We start from the raw sequence: 20,125 nt of genomic DNA, 5'->3' as shown, positions 1-20,125 counted from the left end.
TCAGCCGCCCTGGCTCGGAGATGAGGTCAGTACCCGCAGCCGGTCGCCGAGCCGGGCGAAGGCGAAGACCACGAGGAGGAGGCAGGCGCCGGGGAAGACCGCCAGCCACCATGTTCCGCTGGAGATGTGCGGCATGCCTTCGTGCAGCAGGATCCCGATGGCCGGCGTCTGGGAGGAGAACCCGAAGCCCAGGAAGGTCAGGGCCGACTCGTGGAGCACCACGTGAGGGAACATGAGGACGAAACCGACCAGGGCCTGCGGAAGCACCTGCCCGAAGAGGTGCCGCCGGGCGATGAACCACGAGGAGTGCCCGAAGCCGCGGGAGGCGCGGACGTAGTCCGAGTGGCGAAGGTGCAGGACGTCGGCCCGGATGAGCCGGGCCAGGGACATCCAGTGGGTCAGCGCGACACCGAGCACGATGCCCTGGACGCCGCCGCCGGCGGAGAACGCCACCAGCACCATGAAGACCAGGTGCGGGACGCCGATGGACAGGTCGATCAGCCAGGAGATCACCGCGTCCACCCACCCGCCCAGAAGGGCGGCGGCGATCCCGAGCACGGTTGCCACGACGACGCTGAGCAGCGAGGTGGCGACCCCGATCACCAGGGAGAGCCGCAGGCCGGTGACGGTGCGGGTGAAGACGTCCCGGCCGAGCCAGTCGGTGCCGAAGAGGTGGTCGAGGCCCGGGGGTGCCAGGCGATCGGTGGCCCGCGGGCGCAGGGATGCCTCGTCGAGCAGTGCCGCGGTGACAATCACCAGCACGACGAGCGCTGCCACGGTGACGGCGGCGAGTGCGAGCGCGGAAATCGGGTTGCGCTGCCGGGGCGCGCGTTGCTGGGTCGGCGACAGGCGTTTCACAGGGAGTCCCGGGTACGTGGATCGATCATGGTGGTGACGATGTCGGCGACGAGGTTGCCGACGAAGACGAAGGCCGAGCTGATCAGCACGATGCCCAGGAGCATCGGCACGTCGCCGCCGAGGCCGGCGTCGATCAGCGTGGAGCCGAGGCCGGGGTAGGCGAAGACCTGCTCGGCCAGGACTGAGCCGCCGAAGAGCTCGCTGAAGTAGGCGAACTGGATGACGAGCGCCGGGATGATCGAGTTGCGCAGCCCGTGGTTGCGGAACAGGCGCCAGCCGTGTTCGCCGCGCGCCCGGGCGAAGGCGACGTAGTCGGAGTCGAGTACGTCCAGCATCCGCTCGCGGGTGTGCATCGCGATCGTGGCGACGCCCAGCGCCGACAGCGTGGCGGCCGGCAACACGAAGTGGTGGAGGCGGTCGGCCACCGTCACCTGCGCCTCGGGTACGCCGGGCGGGCCGGCCAGGCCGACCGGGAACCAGCCCAGGACGACGGCGAAGACGGTCAGCAGGATGATGGCGAGCCAGAAGGTCGGCGCCGACGCCAGGGTGTAGCTGTACCAGCGGATCAGGCGGTCGAGGAGGCGGCCGCGGTGCATGGCGGCGACGACCCCGAGGGTGTAGCCGAGGATTCCGGAGACGAGCCAGGCGACGCCCATGAGGGCGAGCGACATCATGAACCGGTCGGCGATGACGTCGAGGACCGGTGCCTGGTAGACCTTGGAGGTTCCCAGATCGCCCTGGAGGACGGCGCCCGCCCAGGCCAGGTACTGCTCGGCGAAGGAGCGGTCCAGCCCCCAGTACTCCCGCAGCCGGGCGATCTGCTCGTCGGTGGGGCTCGCCTCGGCGCCGATGTACGCGGCGACGGGGTCGACCGGGGAGTGGTACACCAGGGTGAACGCGAGGAGCGAGACACCGAACAGCAGGCCGACCAGGCGTGCCGCGCGTACGGCGACGACGCGGGCGAGGCGCCCGCCCCGGCGCGGCTTGCCGGTGCCGGGGTCGGGTGTGTGCCGTGCGGGTGCGCCGGCCGGGGGCGCGGTGTCGAGGGGGCGGGCCGGGGGCGCGGTGTCGAGGGGGCGGGCCGGGGGTGCGATGTCGGAGGTGCCGCTCACCGGTTCCAGCGCCAATCCGCGATGGTGTTGAACAGGGCCCACTCGTGGCCGTGCGCGTGCACGGGCTGCTTGCCGAGGTCGAGCCCGTCGGCGACGAAGTAGAGGTGGTCGATCCGCGCCAGCCACACCAGCGGCGCGTCTCCCTCGGCACCGGCGAAGCCGCCGGTGCCGTCCCATTGCGCCTTCTTCCACCAGGAGTTGGCCTCCTCCTGTGTGGTGGCGGCCAGGGCGCGCTTCATGGCCGCGTCGACGCGAGCGTTGGAGTAGTGCGGCATGTTGTTGTAGCCAATGTTGTGCTCGTCCGTGGCGTACATCTCGTACATCTGGTGCGGGTGGTGCCGGCCGCCGCCCCAGGTCACGGCGTTGGCCTTGCCGTCGGCGTAGATGCCGTCCCAGCTGCTGCCCTTGACCTTGATGTCGATACCCAGTGCGCGCGCCTGCTCGCTGACGACCAGGGCGAGGTCGCTGCGGAGGTTGTCGTCGGCCGGGTGGAGCAGGGTGAAGGAGGCGGGCCGGCCGTCCTTGTCCAGGACGCCGTCGCCGTTCCGGTCGGCCCAACCGGCCGCGGTCAGGAGCTCCTTCGCCCCCTTGACGTCGCCGTCCTTGAAGACGGTCTCGCCGTTGAACCACGGGAGGGTGTCCGCGAGCGAGTAGGCCGGGCGGCCGTGGCCCTGGAGGGCGACGTCGACGATCGCCTCCCGGTCCAGTCCGATGTTGAGGGCCTTGCGGATCGCCGGGTCGGCGGTCACGTCGTTGCCCACCGCGACGTCCTTGCCGTTGATCCTGCCCGACTTCCCCGACGGCTGGGTGGGCAGCGACAGGCCGCGCGAGTCGACGCTCTCGTAGCGCTTGAGGGACATCCCCGGCAGCTTCTGCCCGGCGAAGGTCGGCGGCACGTAGAGGACGTCGACCTTGCCGGCGCGCGCCGCGGCCAGGGCGGCGTCCTCGGCGAGGAAGAGGAAGGTCAGCTTGTCGAACTGGGGGGCGGTTCCGTACCAGTGCGGGTTCCGCTCCAGGATCAGCTGCTGGCCGTCCTGGTAGTCGGCGACCCGGTAGGGGCCGGAGCCGATCGGGTTGGCGGAGTAGTCCTTGCCGTAGTGCTTCCGGGGGAGGATCGGTATCTCGGTGAGCTGGCTCACGAACGTGGACCGGGGCGCGCTCAGGGTGAACTCGACCGTGTACTCGTCGACGGCCCGGATGCCGTTGACGAAGTCCAGGTCGAACCGGACTCCTTCCTTCTTGAGCAACTCGTAGGTGAACCGGACGTCGTGCGCGGTGACGGGCTCGCCGTTGGAGAACTCGGCGTCCTTCCGCAGGGGCAGATTCCAGACCAGGCCGTCCTCGGACACGGTGTGCCCCGTGGCCAGGTCGCCCTCGAACTCCAGCGCCGCGTTCACCTTCAGCAGGGAGCTGTGGATGGGCCGGATCTGCGCCGGGCGGGTCCCCCACCCCTTGACCGGGTCGAACTCGCCGCCCGATATGTCACCGACGGCCAGGGTCAGGGAGGTGCTTCCGGCTCGGCCGCTCGACCCCTGCGGGCCGCCGCCGGAGCCGCAGGCGGTCAGCGCGGTCATGGCCAGCGTCGTCACGAGCGCCGCGGCCGCCCAGGTGCTGCGGCGGGGGCGACGAGAAGGGCGGGCTGGGGTTGGGCGCGGGCGCACATTCGCTCCTACAGGAATGCAGCGGCCGGCCCGGGGCCGCCGCTGCGAGAGGGATGATCGTGGCCGAAACTGTACATGAAAACGATTGTCATCTTCCCGTTGGGTCCCTGACCGGCTCAGGCCCCCTCCCCCACACGGAGGGCGCCCTCTGCATCTGGCGGAAAACAGCGCCCGCGCTGCGCCCCGGCTCTCCGCGACGGACACCGGCGCGAACGGACATCTCCCTGGAGCCCTCTGGCAGCAGGGCCTTGGACGGGCCGACCTTCGCCCGTCGAGGGCCGGTGGTGGTCAGCGCAGGGTGAGCGGGGTCACGGAAGTCCATGTGCACGAACAGGGCAGGGTGGCCGTCGACGAATGTGCCGTCACGGACAGTCACCCCTGCGGCCTCGTACGAGCCCAGGCCCTGCACGGCGTCCAAACCCGCCTGGAACGCCGCGGGTTGCTGCCGGCCGAGCACCTTGCCGACGGCGGTTGCACCTCCCTGGTCCACAGGGAACCGGCCACCCGGGAACGCCAGTTCATGCTTACCGGGTCGGTGCCGGCGTCGCTCGGGTCAGGGGGTCAGGACGGTCTCGCCCGCCGGCTCTCCGGCGGCAGCCGGGGCGCGACCGCAGCATGGTCGGCACGCAGCCGCTCGGCCAGTTCTCCGCCCTCGACCCGGGCGACCGGCTCGGCGATCCGGGCGAACCGGCCGGCGGCGCGGGCGTGGACCGTGGCCAAGTCGGCCGGGCCCCCGGCCGCGGGCCCCGAAAACCCAAGTGTCACAGGCGTATCCAATGTCGGCGTGTCGGCCACCGGGGCATCGGCGGGCGGCTGGGCCGAACAAGGGTCCGTGGGTCCTACACACGACCTCAAGCGCTCCATCTCGGGGTTTCGGCATCGTCTCAAACACGTGTGTTCGATATCGCGGTCCACGTCGTTGACCTCGATGTCGTCGCGCAAGGCACACAGATCAAGATGGGGGACCGCAATTGAGCACAGCGGGCACACGCAAGTTCGAACAGGACGGCGACGCTTCTCCTCCGCCGCCGACGAAGATCCCGTGCACGGGAGAGCGCTCCGTTGACCCCCTCGCTGAAGCCTCACTCCGCTCGACACGACCGGATACGGGGTGGGTGGCATGAGCGAGCCGACCGATGCGGCATCCGACAACGTGCCCGGACCGCGGTCCGCCCCGCTGCCCCTGCCGCCGACGACTGTGTCCGCCGGGCCGGAGGACGGCGACATGACCGACGCGATGGAAGAGGCGTACTGGTCCGTCCACGACGGCGCCGCCGCCGGCGCCACGGTGCGCCAGGTCCTGGTGCGCCTGCCCAGGATCACCGCCCTGATCGGGCGGCTCGCCTGGCAGGCGGACCGCGCCTCCACCGTCACGGCCGTCGTCTGCCAACTGGCCTCGGCCGCCATGGCCGCCTTCGGACTGATCGCCTCGGTCGGAGTCCTCCAGCACCTGTTCGCCCAGGGCCCCACGCCCGACCGCGTACGCGCGGCCATCCCGCAGATCCTCCTCGTCGCGGGCTTCCTCGCCGCCCGTGCCCTGCTGGAGGCCGCCGTCTCGCTGGCCCAGGCACGCGTCACGCCCAAGATCCGCACCGCGCTCGAATGCGAGTTCCTGAGCCTCACCGCGCACGTACGGCTCGAGGCCGTCGAGGACGCCCACTGGCACGACGAGGTGCACCGCGCCAACGACCGCGGGCTCTTCTACGCCCGGATGATCGTGGGGCAGGTCGTCTCCCTGGCCTCCGCGGCCCTCGGCCTCATCGGCACCGCCGGCGTCCTGAGCATCCTCCACCCCGCCCTGCTCCCGCTGTTGCTGCTGTCCGTCCTGCCAGTGGGGGCGGCCGCCGTGCACAGCGCACGGGCCCGCTTCCACTCCTTCAAGCGCTGGAACGCGCTGCAACGCCGCGTCCGGGTCTTCTCCTGGCTGCTGCTCGACGTGGACGCGGCCGCGGAGCTGCGCTCCGACACCGCCCAGGACGCCCTGCTGGACGAGCACCGCCGACTGACCGTCAAGATCGCAGAAGAGGACACCCGCCTGGGCGTGAACGCGGCCCTGATCAACCTCGCCGGCCGAGCGGTGGGCGGAGTCGGCACCGGCATCACGTACGCCGCGCTCGCCGCCATGCTGATCACCGGGTGGCTTCCCCTCGCCGCCGGGGCCGGCGCCGTCCTGGCCATCCAGTCCGGACGGTCCTCCCTCACCCAGCTCATCGAGATCGCCCACCTCGTCTACGAACACGCCCTGTGGGTCGACGACCTCCTCGCCGTCCAGGAGAGCAGCCGCCGTCGCCTTCCCCGAGCGGCCGAGGCGCGGGCACCGGAGAAGGTGCGGGAGATCACCGTCCAGGACGTCCACTTCACCTACCCCGGCAAGGACACCCCGGCGCTCGACGGCGTCTCCTTCACCCTCCGCGCCGGGGAGACGGTGGCACTCGTCGGCCTCAACGGATCGGGGAAGTCGACCTGCGCCAAGGTGCTGGCCGGTCTGTACGTGCCGCAGAAGGGCAGCGTGAGCTGGGACGGCACCGACGTACGCCAGATGGACGCCAAGTCGCTGCACCGGCAGGTCGCCTGTGTGCTGCAGGACCCGGTGCGGTTCCCCTTCAGCGCGCTGTCGAACATCACCGCCGGAACCGGCACGCTCACCGAGGCCGAGCCCCAGCGCGCCTTGGCCGCCGCGCGGGCCTCGGGAGCCGACGGGGTCATCGCCGCACTTCCCGCTCAGTGGACGACGCTGCTGTCCAAACGGTTCAAGGGCGGACAGCAGCTCTCCGGCGGGCAGTGGGCGAAGATCGCCGTCGCCCGGGGCCTGTACAAGGCGGCGCCGCTGCTGCTCCTGGACGAGCCGACGGCGAGCATGGACCCGCCGTCCGAGCACGCCGTGTACGAGGCCGTGCTGCGCGGCCGACTGCGTACCGACCAGATCACGGTGCTGATCTCCCACCGGCTCGCCAGCGTCGTCGACTGCGACCGCATCCTGGTCTTCGACAGCGGCCGCATCGTCGAATCCGGATCTCACGACGAGCTGATGCGCAGGGGCGGCGACTACGCCGCCATGTTCACCCTGCAGGCCAGCGGCTACCGGTCCGGCACCGCCACGGCCGAAGAGGCGGGCCGGTGAACCCCTCGACCACCGCTCCCCCGCTCACCGGGCCCGATGAGGGCCGCTCGTCCACGTCGCTGTGGCGGCACCGCGACTTCCGGCGGTACCTCACCGGCCGGACCGCCGGCGTGGCCGGCAGCTCGATCAACTCGATGGCCATCCCGATGCTCGCCGTAATCGAGCTCGACGCGACGCCCGGCCAGGTGGCCTGGCCGGCGTTCTGGGGGCAACTGCCGCCCGCACTGCTCGCTCTGCACGCCGGTGCGCTCGCCGACCGGCGTGCAGAGCGACGGCAGATGATCACCGGTGACCTGGTCAGCGCCACGGCGCTGGCGACGGTACCGGTGGCCGCGGCCCTCGACGCACTGACCCTGGCGCAGCTCATGGTCCTCGCCGCGGTTCAGGGTGCCGCGGGCGGAGTGCACGACGCGGCGGCGATCAGCCTGCTGCCGACGCTGGTCGACCGGTCCCTGATCCAGCGGAGCAACAGCCGCATCGGGAGCCTGTTCGCGATCGCCGCGACCGGCCCGGATGCAGGCCGTGAGCACCTGGCTGACCTCCGGCGCCCGGCCGCTGGGCGCGCTGCTCGCCGGCGGGCTCGGCACGCGGGTCGGCGTACGCGCCGCGCGGGTCGCCAGTGCTTGCCTGCTCGTCGTCCCCCTTGTGGTCCTGGCCCGTTCGCCGCTGCGCGCCCTGCGGCAGATGCCTGCCCCTCCGCCTGGCACCGGCGGGCACGAACCCCACCATGGGTCAACCGCCTGCCGCAGCCGGGCCGACCGTACCCGCGCCGGGGTCCGCGCCCGCCGCGGAGGGCTCGATGGACGGAGGTTTGCCGTGACGCAGCCCAACACCGGTGGTGCGGAAGCGGGGCCGACCGCCACCGCGCTCCCCGAACCGTGCACAGCAACACCTTCCCCCGCCGCGCCGGATCCACAATTCGCGGCCGCACGGGCGGAGATGGTCGCCCGCCTCGAAGAGGCCGGTGACCTTGGCCCCGGGCCGGTGCTCGATGCGCTCCTTGCCCTGCCGCGCGAGACGTTGATGCCGCAGGCGTACGTACGGCGCAGCATCCCCCACGAGCCGCCGCGCCGGGAGCTGCTGGACTGGGTACGGCCCGACGACCGGGAGGAGTTGCCGGGTCTTCTCCACAGCGGGATCAGCGTGTCCGTCCAGCACGAGGGCGAGCCGATCCTCGGCCGGGTCGCCGGCGTCCGGTCCGGGGGCGCCATGACGGCGATGTCGAGCACGATGGGCATGACCGCCGACCTGCCGCAGCGCTTGGACCGATACAGCCAAGGAGCAGCGATCCAGCGCTGGGCCGTTTCCTTCGGATCACCTTGCTAACCAGATGCCGACGGCGGCGAGATGGAGTCCGGCGAGGTAGATGATGACGGCCTTGTCATAACGGGTGGCCAGGCCGCGCCGCTGCTTGAGCTCCATATGGATCTTGGGGCGTGGCCGTCCGGCACGCCGGCCGGGGCCCCTTTCGTCCTGGAACGACCGTCGGCATGGCCACCGGCTCCAGCGGAACACGTGCGTCCGCGTCGCATACCGCGGTGTGCCGCAGTGCCGACGAACGGGCCACCGCAGGCACCCGGAACGGTGGCCCGCCGCCCTGCAGACGGCCACGGCCGTTCGCGGCGCCACCGCCGCCGGTCCAGCGGGCGCCCGCGGGCCGTGTCCTGCGGGTCAGTCGGCCCTGCCCCGGTGCGTGCTCGTGGTCAGCAGGCCATGGTCTCGATCAGGTAGAAGGGGGCCGCCTCCAGCAGCGGGGTCACCGACACGACGGACAGTCCCGCGCGGTGGCACACCTCTTCGAAGTCCTTGCGGGTACGTTCCCTCCCGCCCAGGTTCACCAGCATGTTGAGGTCGCTGAGGTAAGTGATCCCGCCGTCTGCGGCGTGCGCAGCGGCGCCGGTACCGACGACTTCGGGAAGCACCGGCTCCACGATCAGGACGTGGCCGCCGGGCTGTAGTACCTCGCGGCAGTGGCCGAGGATCGTGACCGCTTGATCGTCCGACCAGTCGTGCAGGACGCTCTTGATCAGGTACAGGTCCGAGCCGCCGGGCACGGAGCGGAAGAAGTCGCCTGCGGCCAGGGAGCAGCGGTCCGCCACCCCGTGCCGGTCAAGCGTCTTCGGTGCCTGGGCCAGGCCGTCGTTGGTGTCGTGGAGGACGCCGGTGAGCGCCGGGTGCGCGGCGAGTATGCCGGCCAGGACGCTTCCGTCGCCGCCGCCGACGTCGGTGATCGAAGTGAAGCGGCCGAAGTCGTAGGCGTGCGGCAGCACGGCGGCCGTCTCCTCGGAGGCCTGGCTCATCGCCGCGTTGAAGTCGGCGGACAGCTCGGGGTGTCGGCCGAGATGGCTGAAGAAGTCGGTGCCGAAGACGGCGTCGAACGCGATGCCGCCGGTGCGGACGCTGCTGTCCAGGCCGTCCCAGGCCCGCACGATCGCCGGGTCGGTGAACATCCGGACGAACGAGACGAGCGAGTCGGGGCGGGCGGAATCGAGAAGGGCGCCGGCGGCAGTCACTGAGAACGCGTCGGGTTCGTGCTCCTCCATCAGGCCCAGGCCGGCGAGGGCGCGCAACAGCCTCGTCATGGGTTGGTGTTCGGCTCCTGCGTCGGCGGCTACCTCGCCGGCCGACCGCCGGCCGTCGCCGATCAGGTCGAAGACTCCGAGCCGCAATGCGGCGCGCAAGGTCTGCGAGGCCATGCTGCCGAAGGCGAGCTGGACGATCAGACCTCGGTCGGCCATGGGCTCTTGGGCAGCAGCTGTGTCTATGGTGCTCACCGATGACTTCCTTCCTCGTCGGGATGGGTGGCTGTGGTGTTCGGGGGTACGGGTCAGAGGCCGGCCAGGGCAGCGGGCGTGCACCCGGCGAAAGCGAGGACGTCGCGGTGGAGGTGGGACTGGTCGGCGTATCCGTGCGCCAGGGCGATGTCCGCGGCGTTGCCACCCGCGCGCAGGGCCCGGGCGGCCTGGTCGAAGCGGACGAGCATGGCGGCGCGCTTGGGTGTGAGGCCGATCTGGGCACTGAACCGGGACCACAGCCGCTTGCGGCTCCACCCGCAGGACGCGGCGAGGTCGTCGACCCGTACCCGGCCCCCGTGCGCCACGATGGTGTCCCACACACCGGCGACCTCGGGTGTCATCGACCGGCCCCGGGCGGCCCGGCGGGTGAGGAACTCGCTGACCAACGTGAAACGTTCCTGCCACGTGGTGGCGGCGGCCACCCGTTCGCGGAACTGCCGTTCCTGCCGCCCCCACAGGTCTTCCAGGCCGACGACCGCCCCCTCCAGTTCGTGAGGCGACACACCCAGCAGCGCGTAAGCGGTGCCGGGCGACAGGCACATCTCGATGCACTCGACGTCCCGGCCGTGGATCCGCGTGGGACCGGGCGACAACGACGCGACCAGGCTGGGATGAGGGCTCGGGCTCGTCGAGGGTCGTTGCGCGGTGCCGCCTTCGACCGTGAACGGATCGTTCCCCAGGCCGATGACGACGACCACGGCAGGCTGGGGCAGCACCCGCAGGTCCAGTGCCTGGCCGACGCGATCCCGGAAGCCAGCCATCCGGACACCGGGAACGGCAGGGGCGCCGCCGGGCCGCACTACTTCCCACCCGCTGTCGGCTGCATGGTCGCCGTCGGAACCATGGTCCACGACCACGGCCACGGCCTCGGCATCCACTTCGTCGCTGTGCATGCCCCCACCCTGACGGACCCGGGCCGCTCCGTCTTGGAAAAAAGTTCCGCGGGCCGACGCGCGGAGCCCCAAGCGGCCAGGGAGTTTTCTTCGGATCGTCTGATCGTTGGTTGATGTCCGATATCGGCTGACGCCCAGTGGGCGAGGATCGAGCCGTTGCTGCCGGACCGGACTCCGAAGCGGGGAGGGCGGTGGCGGGATCACCGGCAGGTGATCGACGCGATCGCGTTCAAGTACCGCACCGGTACGCCGTGGATAGACCTGCCTGAGCACTTCGGGTCATGGAAGGCGAACTACCTCGGAGCGAGACCTCCCTCATCGCCGTCGGTGCCCGCTCGAACAGGCAGCAGTCGGATCAGGGCTTCGCCGCCTGGATGCCGATCGGGGGAGCGCACAGCCGGTACCTAGGCGAGTGGGGGGTGAGAGGCCCGGATGTGACGCTGTCGTACCGGCACGGTCCCCTGACGCGACCGCCGGCCGGCCACGGTCGTACGGCACCTACCGGTGAGCGGTCAATGCGACATCACGACTGGCGAGGGTCGGGATAGCCGTCGAGGCCCAGTGGGCAAAGGCTGAGGAGCATACCGTCGTCGGGTGAGTCGGTCAGGAACATGCGGTAGTACTCGCCCCTGGCGGGGCGCAGCACGACGATCGCCTCCGACACGCGGCCGCTGCGAAGTGACTCGCCGACGGCGGGCCCGTCGTCGGCGCCGACCGAAAGGCGCCGGCACAGCCGCAGCACCTTCAGCGCCTTTGCAGGACTGAGCCCGGCAAGATCGAATTGATACGCGAGCTTCGCGGGAGCCGAGTCATCAAACAGGTGCAGCATCGGTACGCGCAGCGAGGCGATCATCCAGTGCGGCCCTGTCCATCACGGTGACCTTCACGTCCCGGCCTTCACCCAGACCCATGACGAACGCCCGCTCGCCCGGGTAGGAGTGCGAGGACCGACAAGGAGCCACTCAAAGGGGTCGTGGTCCATGGGCAGAGGAGGGCGCAACTCTTGCCACATGAATCGCCGCGTCGGCCGGCGACCCGTTCCCGTGACGGATCACAAGATCACAGCCACTCGGCGTGGAGGTAGCCATGGCAACAGTCACCAGGTGACCATCGATGGTGATCTGGCTGCCGGCTTTGGGCAGCACGCCGGCGTCATCGGTCACCGTGTGTCCCCCTGTGGCTCGCTCCGCATGCTTGCAGGAGGAGCCTGCTTCCGCCCATGGGTGGCGATCACACGTTCCGGCTCACGCCATTGGCAGCGAGGCTCGTCACACCTTGCAAGAGGCGCCCGTCCTCGCGTGACAACTCGTCAAACGTGCGTCACGTGCGTCCGATATCCATCAAGACATCGCCCGTGACGCACGTGGCGCCCATAATGCACACTCGCCGAACCTTCAGGTCAGCGGCCCTTTTCAGCAGGCTCAAGGATCGCGACACACTCGACATGGTGGGTCATCGAAAAGGGGTCACCCTGAGCGAGTCATGAAAAAGACCAGGTCAGGGCAGCTTTCTCGGCTCGCTGAGCAGCGTGAGGGTGCCCAGAGCGTCAAATGAGCGTCACGACTGGCCGGACGCACCCACCCTCGGCACGGCAGGCGCGTCCACCTTGATCAAGAGCTCTGCGGATCTTGTCGCTTTCTGCGGGACGACCGCGCGGCGCCCCGAGGACGGGATCAGCGCCCGGCGAACTGCCAGGAGTCAGCACCGCTCACGGAATAGCAGACTGCGGCAACCAGCTCACCAGGAGATCCGTCCCCACTCGCTCCGGACTCCGACTCGCTCATCGCGACACTCGCGACGTCTCCGGCCGCCATAATGGAGTCATGCCCTCCAGCCCACAGCACCCCGCACCCACCCCAAGGGACGTCTCGGGAGCCGACGCCGAGGACCTCGCGCTGTACCGGGAGAAGTTCCGTCGCCGTCTGCCGGAGTCGCTGGACCAGCTGCGCGGGCCGACCCACGGTGTCGTGGATCTGCCGCTGCACCTGGCCTGGTCCGGGATGACCTCGTACGACCTGGGCAAGCCGCGCCAGCGTATGGGCCTGTACCGCACCCTCTTGCACGAGGGCCTGTGCGACGACCTGCCCCGCTACCTCAACCACGACCTGCTCCTCCGTCTGTGGCCAGTGCTGCGCACCCTCGTTGGCCGCACCGTGCGCGCCGTATGGGAGGACGCCTTCCACGAGCTCGCCGCGCGCACCCGGGCGGCCGCGTGACGGACATGCCGGAGCTGCACGCGCGGCTGCTGGCGGATGTGATCGCGCTCGGTTCCCCGTATCCCCTGGTCCTCACCGGTGGATATGCCGTGCGTGCGCACCGCCTAGTGGACCGCCCGAGCCAGGACCTCGATGTCGCCACCGAGAACCCGGCGCCCATGGCCGACATCGCCACCACGCTCCACGTCGGCCTGGAAGCCCGCGGCTGGAAGGTGCACGCGCTGGAGACCGCCCCGCTGTCCGCCCGCTTCACCGTGACCGATCCGGCCACTGGACAGGAATGCGAAGTCGACATCCTCAAGGAAATCTTCTGGCGGCCAGTCGCCCAGAGCGCGTACGGGCCCGTCCTCGCGGAGGAGGATGTGATCGGGACCAAGGTCCGTGCCCTCGCCGACCGCGGAGCGCCCCGCGACCTGATCGACGTGTTCGCAGCCTCCCGCCGCTGGACCAGTGCCGAGCTCGAGGAGTTCGGCCGCCGCCACGCCCGCGGCCGCTTCGAGCACGAGGATCTGCAGTCGAACCTCACAGGCGCCGAGTGGACCGACGACGAAGCCTTCGCCACCTATGGCCTCGATGACGCCACCATCACCGCTCTCCGCGCATGGGCCGTGGAGTGGGCCGACGACCTCGCGGCCCGTCTCCTCGAAGAGGCCGATGATCCGGACATCGACTGATCACCTCCAAATGAGGGCTCGCGGTGAGACTGCAGGGCTTGCGAGCTGAATTCCGCCGTACCCTACAGTGCCAGGGTGGGCACCATGAGTGCCCACGGATGCAAGGTGCCCGCCTGGACCAGCTACAGGTGCAGTCCCACATGGTTCACGATGAACCGCTTCTCCTCAGAGTCGAGGGCCAAGTAGATGCGTCCGACCTCATTGGGCGAGCCCCTCAGAGGATTCCGACTAGTGAGCTCCTTCAGTAGGCCCGGTGGGTAGAGCCGCTGTGTCCTTGCACGGCACAGCCACGGACGCAAGAACCTCACTCAGGCCGCTTGCCGCGTGCACGGAGGGCCGCCTCCAGCCGGGCGATGTCCTCGGCGTCCTTGGTCCGTCGAGGCCGGGAGGGATCCCAGATGGGCATCATCCGTTTGATTGCAATCTGGGCCGGCGGACTGACGATCGCACATTGCAGAGCACCGATACGGCCCGGCCCCGCATCGAGCATTCCCTCAGGCCAGGGCGCACCGGCCCAGGGGCCCCCGGCAACCACCACACGGCCGGCCGTATCCCGGTCCAGGAGCGTAAAGCTGTTGTCCAGACCGTCCTTGACGAAATCGAGCTGCAACTCAGGCGGCGGCCCTGGGACCGGTTGATAGCCGTGCAGCAGCAAGCCTTCCGCCAGGGCCCCTGCATCGTCCGCCCAAGCGAACCAGTCGACGTCCTCATGGTCTCGCGTGATCTCGCCGAGGAAGAAATCCATGGCCCATCCACCGCGAAGCCACACCGCGACCCCAAGAGCCCCGGCGACCTCCATGGCCTCAGCGATCAAGCGGAGCTGTCGATCAGCACGTCCCATATCCATAGCCAGGCAGGTTACGCAGCAACCGGTTTGCCCAGCACATCATTTGTCCCCCACAGAGCGGGCGAACGTTGTCTGATGCGGCACTACCTGTGCTGGTCACCCACCACGGTCACCCGGGCCGAGCCGGTACGCGTCGCCGGCACCCGCTGGAGCGTCGAGGAATGCTTCCAGGCCGCCAAGGGCCAGGTCGGACTCGATCGCTACCAGGTCAGGCACTGGACCTCGTGGCACCGGCACATCACCCTCGCCATGCTCACCCTGGCCTTCCTGACCGCCCTCGCCGCCACATCGGCACCACAGCGGTCCGCCGACCCGCACCACCCACCCGCAGCCGCGATCCGATCAAGCTGACCGTCCCGGAGATCCGCCAACTGCTTGCCGCTGTCCTCCGTCCACCAGCCGTGACCGCGACCAGGCTGCTGCACTGGTCCAACTGGCGCCGACGCCATCAGGCAACAGCCCGACGCAGCCACTACCAACGACGGGCCGTCAGCGAACCCACGGGATAGATCACGAAACCGCACTGGAGTACTAACGCGCTACTCGACGGGTTGAGCCCGAAAAGTCGATTGACCCGCGCCATCTGGTCCCAGGACGACCACCTCACACTCCGTCAGAAACAGCGTCGAACGAGCGTCAAGACATTTCCCGAATCCGTCTCTGACGGAGTTGAGCAGAGGGTTCTGGACTCACGCTCCCGCTGCGAAACCACAGGTGAGCCACGTGGCGGCTACCCACACAGGCTCCACGCGGTGAACTTCGGGAAACAGGTCGAGCACCACCGACCACAGCCGGAAAGCCCAAGAAAGCCGCAGGTCAGAGCCCCTTTGCGCTAGGCTCCAGAATCGCCACGCACTCTACGTGGTGGGTCATCGGGAACAGGTCGAACGCCCGCAGTGTCCGCGGCTTGTAGCCCGCCTCCGCGAAGTACGCCAGGTCGCGCGCCAGCGCCGCCGGGTCGCAGGCGACGTAGGCGATGCGGCGGGCGCCGAGGCCGGCGAGGTGCCGGACCGTCTGCTTGCCGGCGCCCGCGCGGGGCGGGTCGAGGACGATGAGGTCGACGCTGTCGATGCCCGTGCGCGGCAGGACGGTGTCGACCTTGCCGTGCTCGACGCGCACACGGTCGAACTGCTGGAGGTTGTGGCGGGCGTCCTCCACCGCGCGCTTGCTGGTCTCGATGCCGAGCACCGCGCCCTTGTCGCCCACCCGGTCGGCGAGCGCGCCCGCGAAGAGGCCGACGCCGCAGTAGAGGTCGAGGGCCATGTCGCCCTTGCGGGGCAGCAGTCCCTGCATCACGGCGCGCATCAGGGTGTCGGCGGCCTGCGGGTGGACCTGCCAGAAGCCGCCGTTGCCCACCCGGTGGGTGCGATCGTCGGCGCGCTCGCGTACGAAGGCGCGGCCGTGGACCCGGTGCACGCCGCCGTCCTTCTCGTCGACCCGCAGCACGGACACGGGCTTGTCGAGTTCGACGAGCGGCAGCCGGGCGCCGGGGCGCGGGGTGAGGACGACCTGCCGGTCGCCGGAGCCGGAGGCGGCGATGGCCTCGACGGTCGCCATGCCCTCCCAGAGGCGCTCCTCGATGCCGAGCTCGCTCACGCCCTGTGCGGCGATCATGCAGTGCTCGATCGGCTCGACCTCGTGGGAGCGGTGGCGGCGCAGGCCGACGTGTCCGGCATCGTCGATGGCGTACTGGACGCGGGTGCGCCACTGCGGGACCTGGCCGGGCGGCAGCTTGTCGCCCTCGGCCGGCATGACGGTGCCGTCCCAGCCGGCCTCCTCCGGGGTGAGGCCCGCCAGGCGCTGGAGCTGCTCGGCGATCACCTCGCCCTTGAGGCGGCGCTGGGCGCCCGGCTTGGCGTGCTGCCAGTCGCAGCCGCCGCACTTGCCGGGGCCGGCGTACGGGCAGGGCGCCTCGACCCGGTCCTTGGAGGGCTCGAGCACGCGCACCGCGTCGGCGCGCAGGAAACGGGAGCCCTCCTCGCCCTCGGTGACGCGGGCGACGACCTTCTCGCCGGGGAGCGTGTGCCGTACGAAGAGCACACGCCCTTCCCCGGTGCGGGCGATGCAGTGACCGCCGTGCGCGACTGGGCCGACCTCGACCTCGTACTCCTGCCCGACCAGCGAGGACTCAGATGCGTTCTGCATGGTGGGGTGACTCCAGAGATCAAGGGGGGTACGGCAGGACAACGACCCACCAGTCTACGTCCGCCGGGACGTGCCTCAGACCTTGCCGCTCGGCTCCTTCGGCCGCCGGTCCACCGGTCCGCGGCGCACAGAGCCGGGGGCGTTCCAGTCCTGGCGCTTCCTGGCCCGCAGCTTCGCGGCCTCGGAGGACACCAGCTGGTAGGGCACGGACGTCACCATCACACCGGGGGTGAACAGCAGTCGGCCCTTCAGGCGCAGCGCGCTCTGGTTGTGCAGGATGTGCTCGTACCAGTGGCCGACCACGTATTCGGGGATGACGACGCTGACGACGTCGCGCGGGTTCTCGCTCCGGAGCCCCTTCACGTACTCGATGACGGGGCGGGTGATCTCGCGGTACGGGGAGTCGAGGATCTTGAGCGGGACGTTGATGCCGCGGCGTTCCCATTCCTTCTGCAGCGCCTTGGTCTCCACGGGGTCGACGCTGATGCTGATCGCCTCGAGCCGGTCGAAGCGCATCGCCTTGGCGTAGGCCACGGCGCGCAGGGTCGGCCGGTGGACCTTGGAGACGAGCACGATCGCGTGGACGCGGGAGGGCCGGACGCTGTCCTCGCCGGGCTCGTCCGGTGCGGCGATCTCCTCGGCGACCCGGTCGTAGTGCCGTCGGATCGCGGACATCGTCCCGTAGAAGATCACCATGCCGAGGAGCGCCACCCACGCGCCGTGCGTGAACTTGGTGGCGAGCACGACGACCAGCACCAGGCCGGTGAAGAAGGCGCCGAAGGTGTTGATCGCCCTGGAGCGGATCATGTGGCGGCGCCTGGCCTTGTCGCGTTCGGTCTTCAGATGCCGGTTCCAGTGCCGCACCATGCCGGTCTGGCTGAGGGTGAAGGAGACGAAGACGCCGACGATGTACAGCTGGATCAGCTTGGTGGAGTCGGCTCCGTACATCCAGACCAGCAGGATCGCGGCGCCCGCCAGCAGCACGATGCCGTTGGAGAAGGTGAGCCGGTCGCCCCGGGTGTGCAGCTGGCGTGGCAGGTAGCGATCCTGCGCGAGGATCGAGCCGAGCAGCGGGAAGCCGTTGTACGCGGTGTTGGCCGCGAGGAAGAGCACCAGGGCGGTGGCGGCGGCCAGCAGGACGAAGAAGAAGGTGCCGTCGCCGAAGACGGCTGCCGCGACCTGGGAGATCACCGGGTGCTGGACGTAGTCGGGTCCGACCGGGACGCCGTTCGCGATCAGATCCTTCGCGGGGAACTCGGCCATCTTGACGTCGGTGGCCATGGCCAGTCCGATGATGCCGCAGAACATGGTGACGGCCAGGGCGCCCATCATCAGCAGTGTTGTCGCGGCGTTGCGGCTCTTGGGCTTGCGGAAGGCGGGGACGCCGTTGCTGATGGCCTCCACGCCGGTCAGCGCCGCACAGCCGGAGGAGAACGCGCGCAGCAGCAGGAAGACGAGGGCGAAGCCCGCGAGTCCTTCATGCTCCGGCTTGATCTCGTAGTCGGCGGTCGGTGCGCGCATGGTCTCGTCGAGGACGATTCCCTGGAAAGCGCCCCAGCCGATCATGATGAAAACGCCGGCCACGAAGACATACGTCGGAATCGCGAAAAGCTTGCCCGACTCCTTCACTCCCCGCAGATTCATCAGCGTGAGCAGGACGATTATCCCGATGGCGCAGGCGACCTTGTTCTCCACGACGAACGGGATGGCGGAGCCGAGGTTCTCCACGCCGGAGGAGATCGACACGGCCACCGTGAGGACGTAGTCGACGAGGAGGGCGCTGGCGACGGTCAGCCCGGCCTTCGGGCCGAGGTTGGTGTTGGCGACCTCGTAGTCGCCGCCGCCGCTCGGGTAGGCGTGCACGTTCTGCCGGTAGGAGGCGACGACCGTGAACATCAGCACCACGACGGCGACCGCGATCCACGGGCTGAAGTGGTACGCCGACACACCCGCGATGGACAGGACCAGCAGGACTTCGCCCGGCGCGTATGCCACAGAGGACAGGGGGTCGGAAGCGAAGACGGGAAGGGCGATGCGTTTCGGGAGGAGGGTCTCCCCCAGCTTTTCACTGCGCAGCGCCCGGCCGATCAGAATCCGTTTGGGAACGTCGGTCAGTTTGGACACGCTGAGGATCGTAAGCGCTCGATATGAGCCAGACCCAACCAGCGAGGCACTATCTGCGGGATCTTAACGCGACTGCTGCGCGGAGCCCCTTCCGGCGGACCGTGCGTACCGCGTCGGCCCCGTGGTCTGAGACCCTGTAGTGCCTCAAGGACCGGTACCGCTGGTGCCGCACACACAGAGCCGGAAGGACGGTCGTGCACATCGTCATCATGGGATGCGGGCGAGTGGGAGCCGCTCTCGCGCAGACCCTGGAGCAGCAGGGGCACACGGTCGCCGTCGTCGACCGCGACCCCACCGCCTTCCGCCGTCTGGGGTCCGGGTTCGGCGGCCGCCGCGTCACCGGGGTCGGGTTCGACCAGGACACCCTGCGCGAGGCGGGCATCGAGGACGCGGGCGCCTTCGCCGCCGTCAGCAGCGGCGACAACTCCAACATCATCGCGGCGCGGGTGGCGCGCGAGATGTTCGGCATCGAGAACGTGGCCGCCCGTATCTACGACCCCCGGCGCGCCGAGGTCTACCAGCGGCTGGGCATCCCGACGGTCGCCACCGTCCGCTGGACCGCCGACCAGATGCTGCGGCGGCTGCTGCCCTCCGGGGCAGAGCCGCTGTGGCGCGATCCGAGCGGTGGGGTGCAGCTGGCCGAGGTGTACACGTCGCCGGCGTGGATCGGCCACAAGGTCAGCCGCCTCCAGGACGAGACGGGCGTGCGGGTCGCGTTCCTGACCCGGCTGGGCGAGGCGATCCTGCCGACCTCGCAGACCGTGCTCCAGGAGGGTGATCTTGTGCATGTGATGATGCGCACGGACGAGATCGCGAAGGTCGAGGAGGCCTTCACGGAAGGTCCTGAGGAGGGCGGTCACTGATGCGTGTCGCAATCGCGGGCGCCGGTGCGGTGGGCCGTTCCATCGCGGGCGAGCTGCTGGAGAACGGGCACGAGGTACTCCTCGTCGACAAGGCGCCGACCGCGATCTCGGTCGAGCGCGTGCCGCAGGCCGAGTGGCTGCTCGCCGACGCCTGCGAGATCACTTCCCTCGACGAGGCGGCCCTGCAGCGCTGCAACGTGGTGATCGCGGCGACCGGCGACGACAAGGTCAACCTGGTCGTGTCGCTGCTCGCCAAGACCGAGTACGGGGTGCCGCGGGTCGTCGCGCGGGTCAACAACCCCAAGAACGAGTGGCTCTTCAACGAGTCCTGGGGTGTCGATGTCGCCGTCTCCACGCCGCGCCTGATGTCGGCGCTGGTCGAGGAGGCCGTGAGCGTCGGCGATCTCGTACGGCTGTTGCGCTTCAGCCACGGCGACGCCAACCTCGTCGAGCTGACGCTGCCGCCGGAGTCGGCCCTGGCGGGGACGCAGGTCGGCGACGTGGCGTGGCCAGAGGACACGTCCCTGGTCACGATCATCCGTGGCTCCCGGGTGCTGACGCCTGGTGTCGAGGAGACCCTCGAAGCGGGCGACGAGCTGCTGTTCGTGGCGGCGCAGGCACGGGAGGAGCAGCTGGAAGATCTGCTGTCCGTCCGCCGTGAGGGCCCACTCTCTTCGGACTGATCAGCCTCGGGGCGCACCGTGCCCCGGCATCGCGGGGGGGGCCCCCCCCCGGGGGGGGGGGGCCCCCCCCCCGCCCCGGGGGGGGCGCCCCCCCCCCCCCCCGGCCCCCGCCCCCCCCCCCCCCCCCCCCCCG

The 20,125-nt window shown here is 70.0% G+C and carries 17 protein-coding genes and 2 pseudogenes; 9 read left to right on the top strand and 10 right to left on the bottom strand.

All coding sequences use genetic code 11. The annotated features are described in order from the left end of the window. From ACFYV1_RS00575 to ACFYV1_RS00560, 4 genes are all read right to left on the bottom strand, one after another. A complete protein-coding gene (locus ACFYV1_RS00575) occupies nt 1-858 on the bottom strand; it encodes an ABC transporter permease (protein ID WP_389393127.1) in 858 nt (285 codons plus the stop codon). Continuing rightward, complete coding sequence (locus ACFYV1_RS00570) at nt 855-1,985, bottom strand: ABC transporter permease (protein WP_389393126.1); 1,131 nt, start codon at nt 1,983-1,985, stop codon at nt 855-857. The genes ACFYV1_RS00575 and ACFYV1_RS00570 overlap by 4 nt, the downstream gene beginning before the upstream one ends. Next, a complete protein-coding gene (locus tag ACFYV1_RS00565) occupies nt 1,967-3,544 on the bottom strand; it encodes an ABC transporter substrate-binding protein (protein WP_389393125.1) in 1,578 nt (525 codons plus the stop codon). The genes ACFYV1_RS00570 and ACFYV1_RS00565 overlap by 19 nt, the downstream gene beginning before the upstream one ends. Before the next feature lie 648 nt (nt 3,545-4,192). Next, nucleotides 4,193-4,351: a hypothetical protein gene (locus ACFYV1_RS00560; protein WP_389393124.1), complete on the bottom strand. Its 159-nt coding sequence runs from the start codon at nt 4,349-4,351 to the stop codon at nt 4,193-4,195. Nucleotides 4,352-4,751: 400 nt separating this feature from the next. On the opposite strand from ACFYV1_RS00560, the gene ACFYV1_RS00555 reads away from it, so the two are divergent. From ACFYV1_RS00555 to ACFYV1_RS00545, 3 genes and pseudogenes are all read left to right on the top strand, one after another. Next, nucleotides 4,752-6,752 (top strand): ABC transporter ATP-binding protein, encoded by a 2,001-nt coding sequence (locus ACFYV1_RS00555; RefSeq protein ID WP_389393123.1) that lies wholly within the window; start codon nt 4,752-4,754, stop codon nt 6,750-6,752. Next, nucleotides 6,749-7,195 (top strand): annotated as a pseudogene (locus tag ACFYV1_RS00550) (MFS transporter); the annotation flags it as partial. The gene ACFYV1_RS00555 and the pseudogene ACFYV1_RS00550, both read left to right, overlap by 4 nt. A gap of 79 nt (nt 7,196-7,274) precedes the next feature. Beyond that, nucleotides 7,275-8,078, top strand: a complete 804-nt coding sequence (locus tag ACFYV1_RS00545; RefSeq protein WP_389394615.1) for a hypothetical protein — start codon at nt 7,275-7,277, stop codon at nt 8,076-8,078. A gap of 377 nt (nt 8,079-8,455) precedes the next feature. Here the strand turns inward: ACFYV1_RS00545 and ACFYV1_RS00540 are convergent, their stop codons facing one another. Both ACFYV1_RS00540 and ACFYV1_RS00535 read right to left on the bottom strand, forming a co-directional pair. Beyond that, nucleotides 8,456-9,526, bottom strand: a complete 1,071-nt coding sequence (locus ACFYV1_RS00540) for a methyltransferase (RefSeq protein ID WP_389393122.1) — start codon at nt 9,524-9,526, stop codon at nt 8,456-8,458. 53 nt (nt 9,527-9,579) lie between these two features. After that, nucleotides 9,580-10,440 carry a helix-turn-helix domain-containing protein gene (locus tag ACFYV1_RS00535; RefSeq protein WP_389393121.1) on the bottom strand — a complete coding sequence of 287 codons (861 nt, stop codon included), beginning with the start codon at nt 10,438-10,440 and terminating at the stop codon, nt 9,580-9,582. Nucleotides 10,441-10,560: 120 nt separating this feature from the next. On the opposite strand from ACFYV1_RS00535, the gene ACFYV1_RS00530 reads away from it, so the two are divergent. After that, nucleotides 10,561-10,848, top strand: a complete 288-nt coding sequence (locus ACFYV1_RS00530; protein ID WP_389394532.1) for a transposase — start codon at nt 10,561-10,563, stop codon at nt 10,846-10,848. 115 nt (nt 10,849-10,963) lie between these two features. On the opposite strand, the gene ACFYV1_RS00525 is transcribed toward ACFYV1_RS00530, so the two are convergent. Beyond that, nucleotides 10,964-11,293 (bottom strand): hypothetical protein, encoded by a 330-nt coding sequence (locus tag ACFYV1_RS00525; RefSeq protein ID WP_389393120.1) that lies wholly within the window; start codon nt 11,291-11,293, stop codon nt 10,964-10,966. 970 nt (nt 11,294-12,263) lie between these two features. On the opposite strand from ACFYV1_RS00525, the gene ACFYV1_RS00520 reads away from it, so the two are divergent. Beyond that, the gene (locus ACFYV1_RS00520) at nt 12,264-12,656 is read left to right on the top strand and encodes a hypothetical protein (RefSeq protein WP_389393119.1); all 393 of its coding nucleotides are present in this window, start codon (nt 12,264-12,266) and stop codon (nt 12,654-12,656) included. A 5-nt stretch (nt 12,657-12,661) separates the two neighbouring features. Further along, on the top strand, nt 12,662-13,330 hold the full coding sequence (locus tag ACFYV1_RS00515) for a nucleotidyl transferase AbiEii/AbiGii toxin family protein (protein ID WP_389394531.1): 669 nt from the start codon (nt 12,662-12,664) through the stop codon (nt 13,328-13,330). A gap of 304 nt (nt 13,331-13,634) precedes the next feature. Here the strand turns inward: ACFYV1_RS00515 and ACFYV1_RS00510 are convergent, their stop codons facing one another. Further along, complete coding sequence (locus ACFYV1_RS00510) at nt 13,635-14,129, bottom strand: nucleotidyltransferase domain-containing protein (protein WP_389394530.1); 495 nt, start codon at nt 14,127-14,129, stop codon at nt 13,635-13,637. A 165-nt stretch (nt 14,130-14,294) separates the two neighbouring features. On the opposite strand from ACFYV1_RS00510, the pseudogene ACFYV1_RS00505 reads away from it, so the two are divergent. Continuing rightward, nucleotides 14,295-14,528: pseudogene (locus ACFYV1_RS00505) on the top strand (IS701 family transposase); the annotation flags it as partial. 465 nt (nt 14,529-14,993) lie between these two features. Here the strand turns inward: ACFYV1_RS00505 and ACFYV1_RS00500 are convergent. Continuing rightward, entirely contained in the window at nt 14,994-16,322 is a 1,329-nt protein-coding gene (locus tag ACFYV1_RS00500) for a class I SAM-dependent RNA methyltransferase (protein WP_389393118.1), read from the bottom strand. Between the two features lie 75 nt (nt 16,323-16,397). Next, nucleotides 16,398-18,446, bottom strand: a complete 2,049-nt coding sequence (locus ACFYV1_RS00495) for an APC family permease (RefSeq protein ID WP_389393117.1) — start codon at nt 18,444-18,446, stop codon at nt 16,398-16,400. A 194-nt stretch (nt 18,447-18,640) separates the two neighbouring features. On the opposite strand from ACFYV1_RS00495, the gene ACFYV1_RS00490 reads away from it, so the two are divergent. Beyond that, nucleotides 18,641-19,309, top strand: coding sequence for a potassium channel family protein (locus ACFYV1_RS00490; RefSeq protein ID WP_389393116.1), 669 nt, complete (start codon nt 18,641-18,643; stop codon nt 19,307-19,309). Further along, a complete protein-coding gene (locus ACFYV1_RS00485; RefSeq protein ID WP_389393115.1) occupies nt 19,309-19,992 on the top strand; it encodes a potassium channel family protein in 684 nt (227 codons plus the stop codon). The genes ACFYV1_RS00490 and ACFYV1_RS00485 overlap by 1 nt, the downstream gene beginning before the upstream one ends. Nucleotides 19,993-20,125 lie beyond the last annotated feature (133 nt).

Source organism: Streptomyces sp. NPDC003023 (assembly GCF_042888225.1).
Taxonomy (GTDB): domain Bacteria; phylum Actinomycetota; class Actinomycetes; order Streptomycetales; family Streptomycetaceae; genus Streptomyces.
The sequence above is the reverse complement of the archived record's forward strand: the minus strand, read 5'-3'. Positions and strand labels throughout refer to the sequence as shown.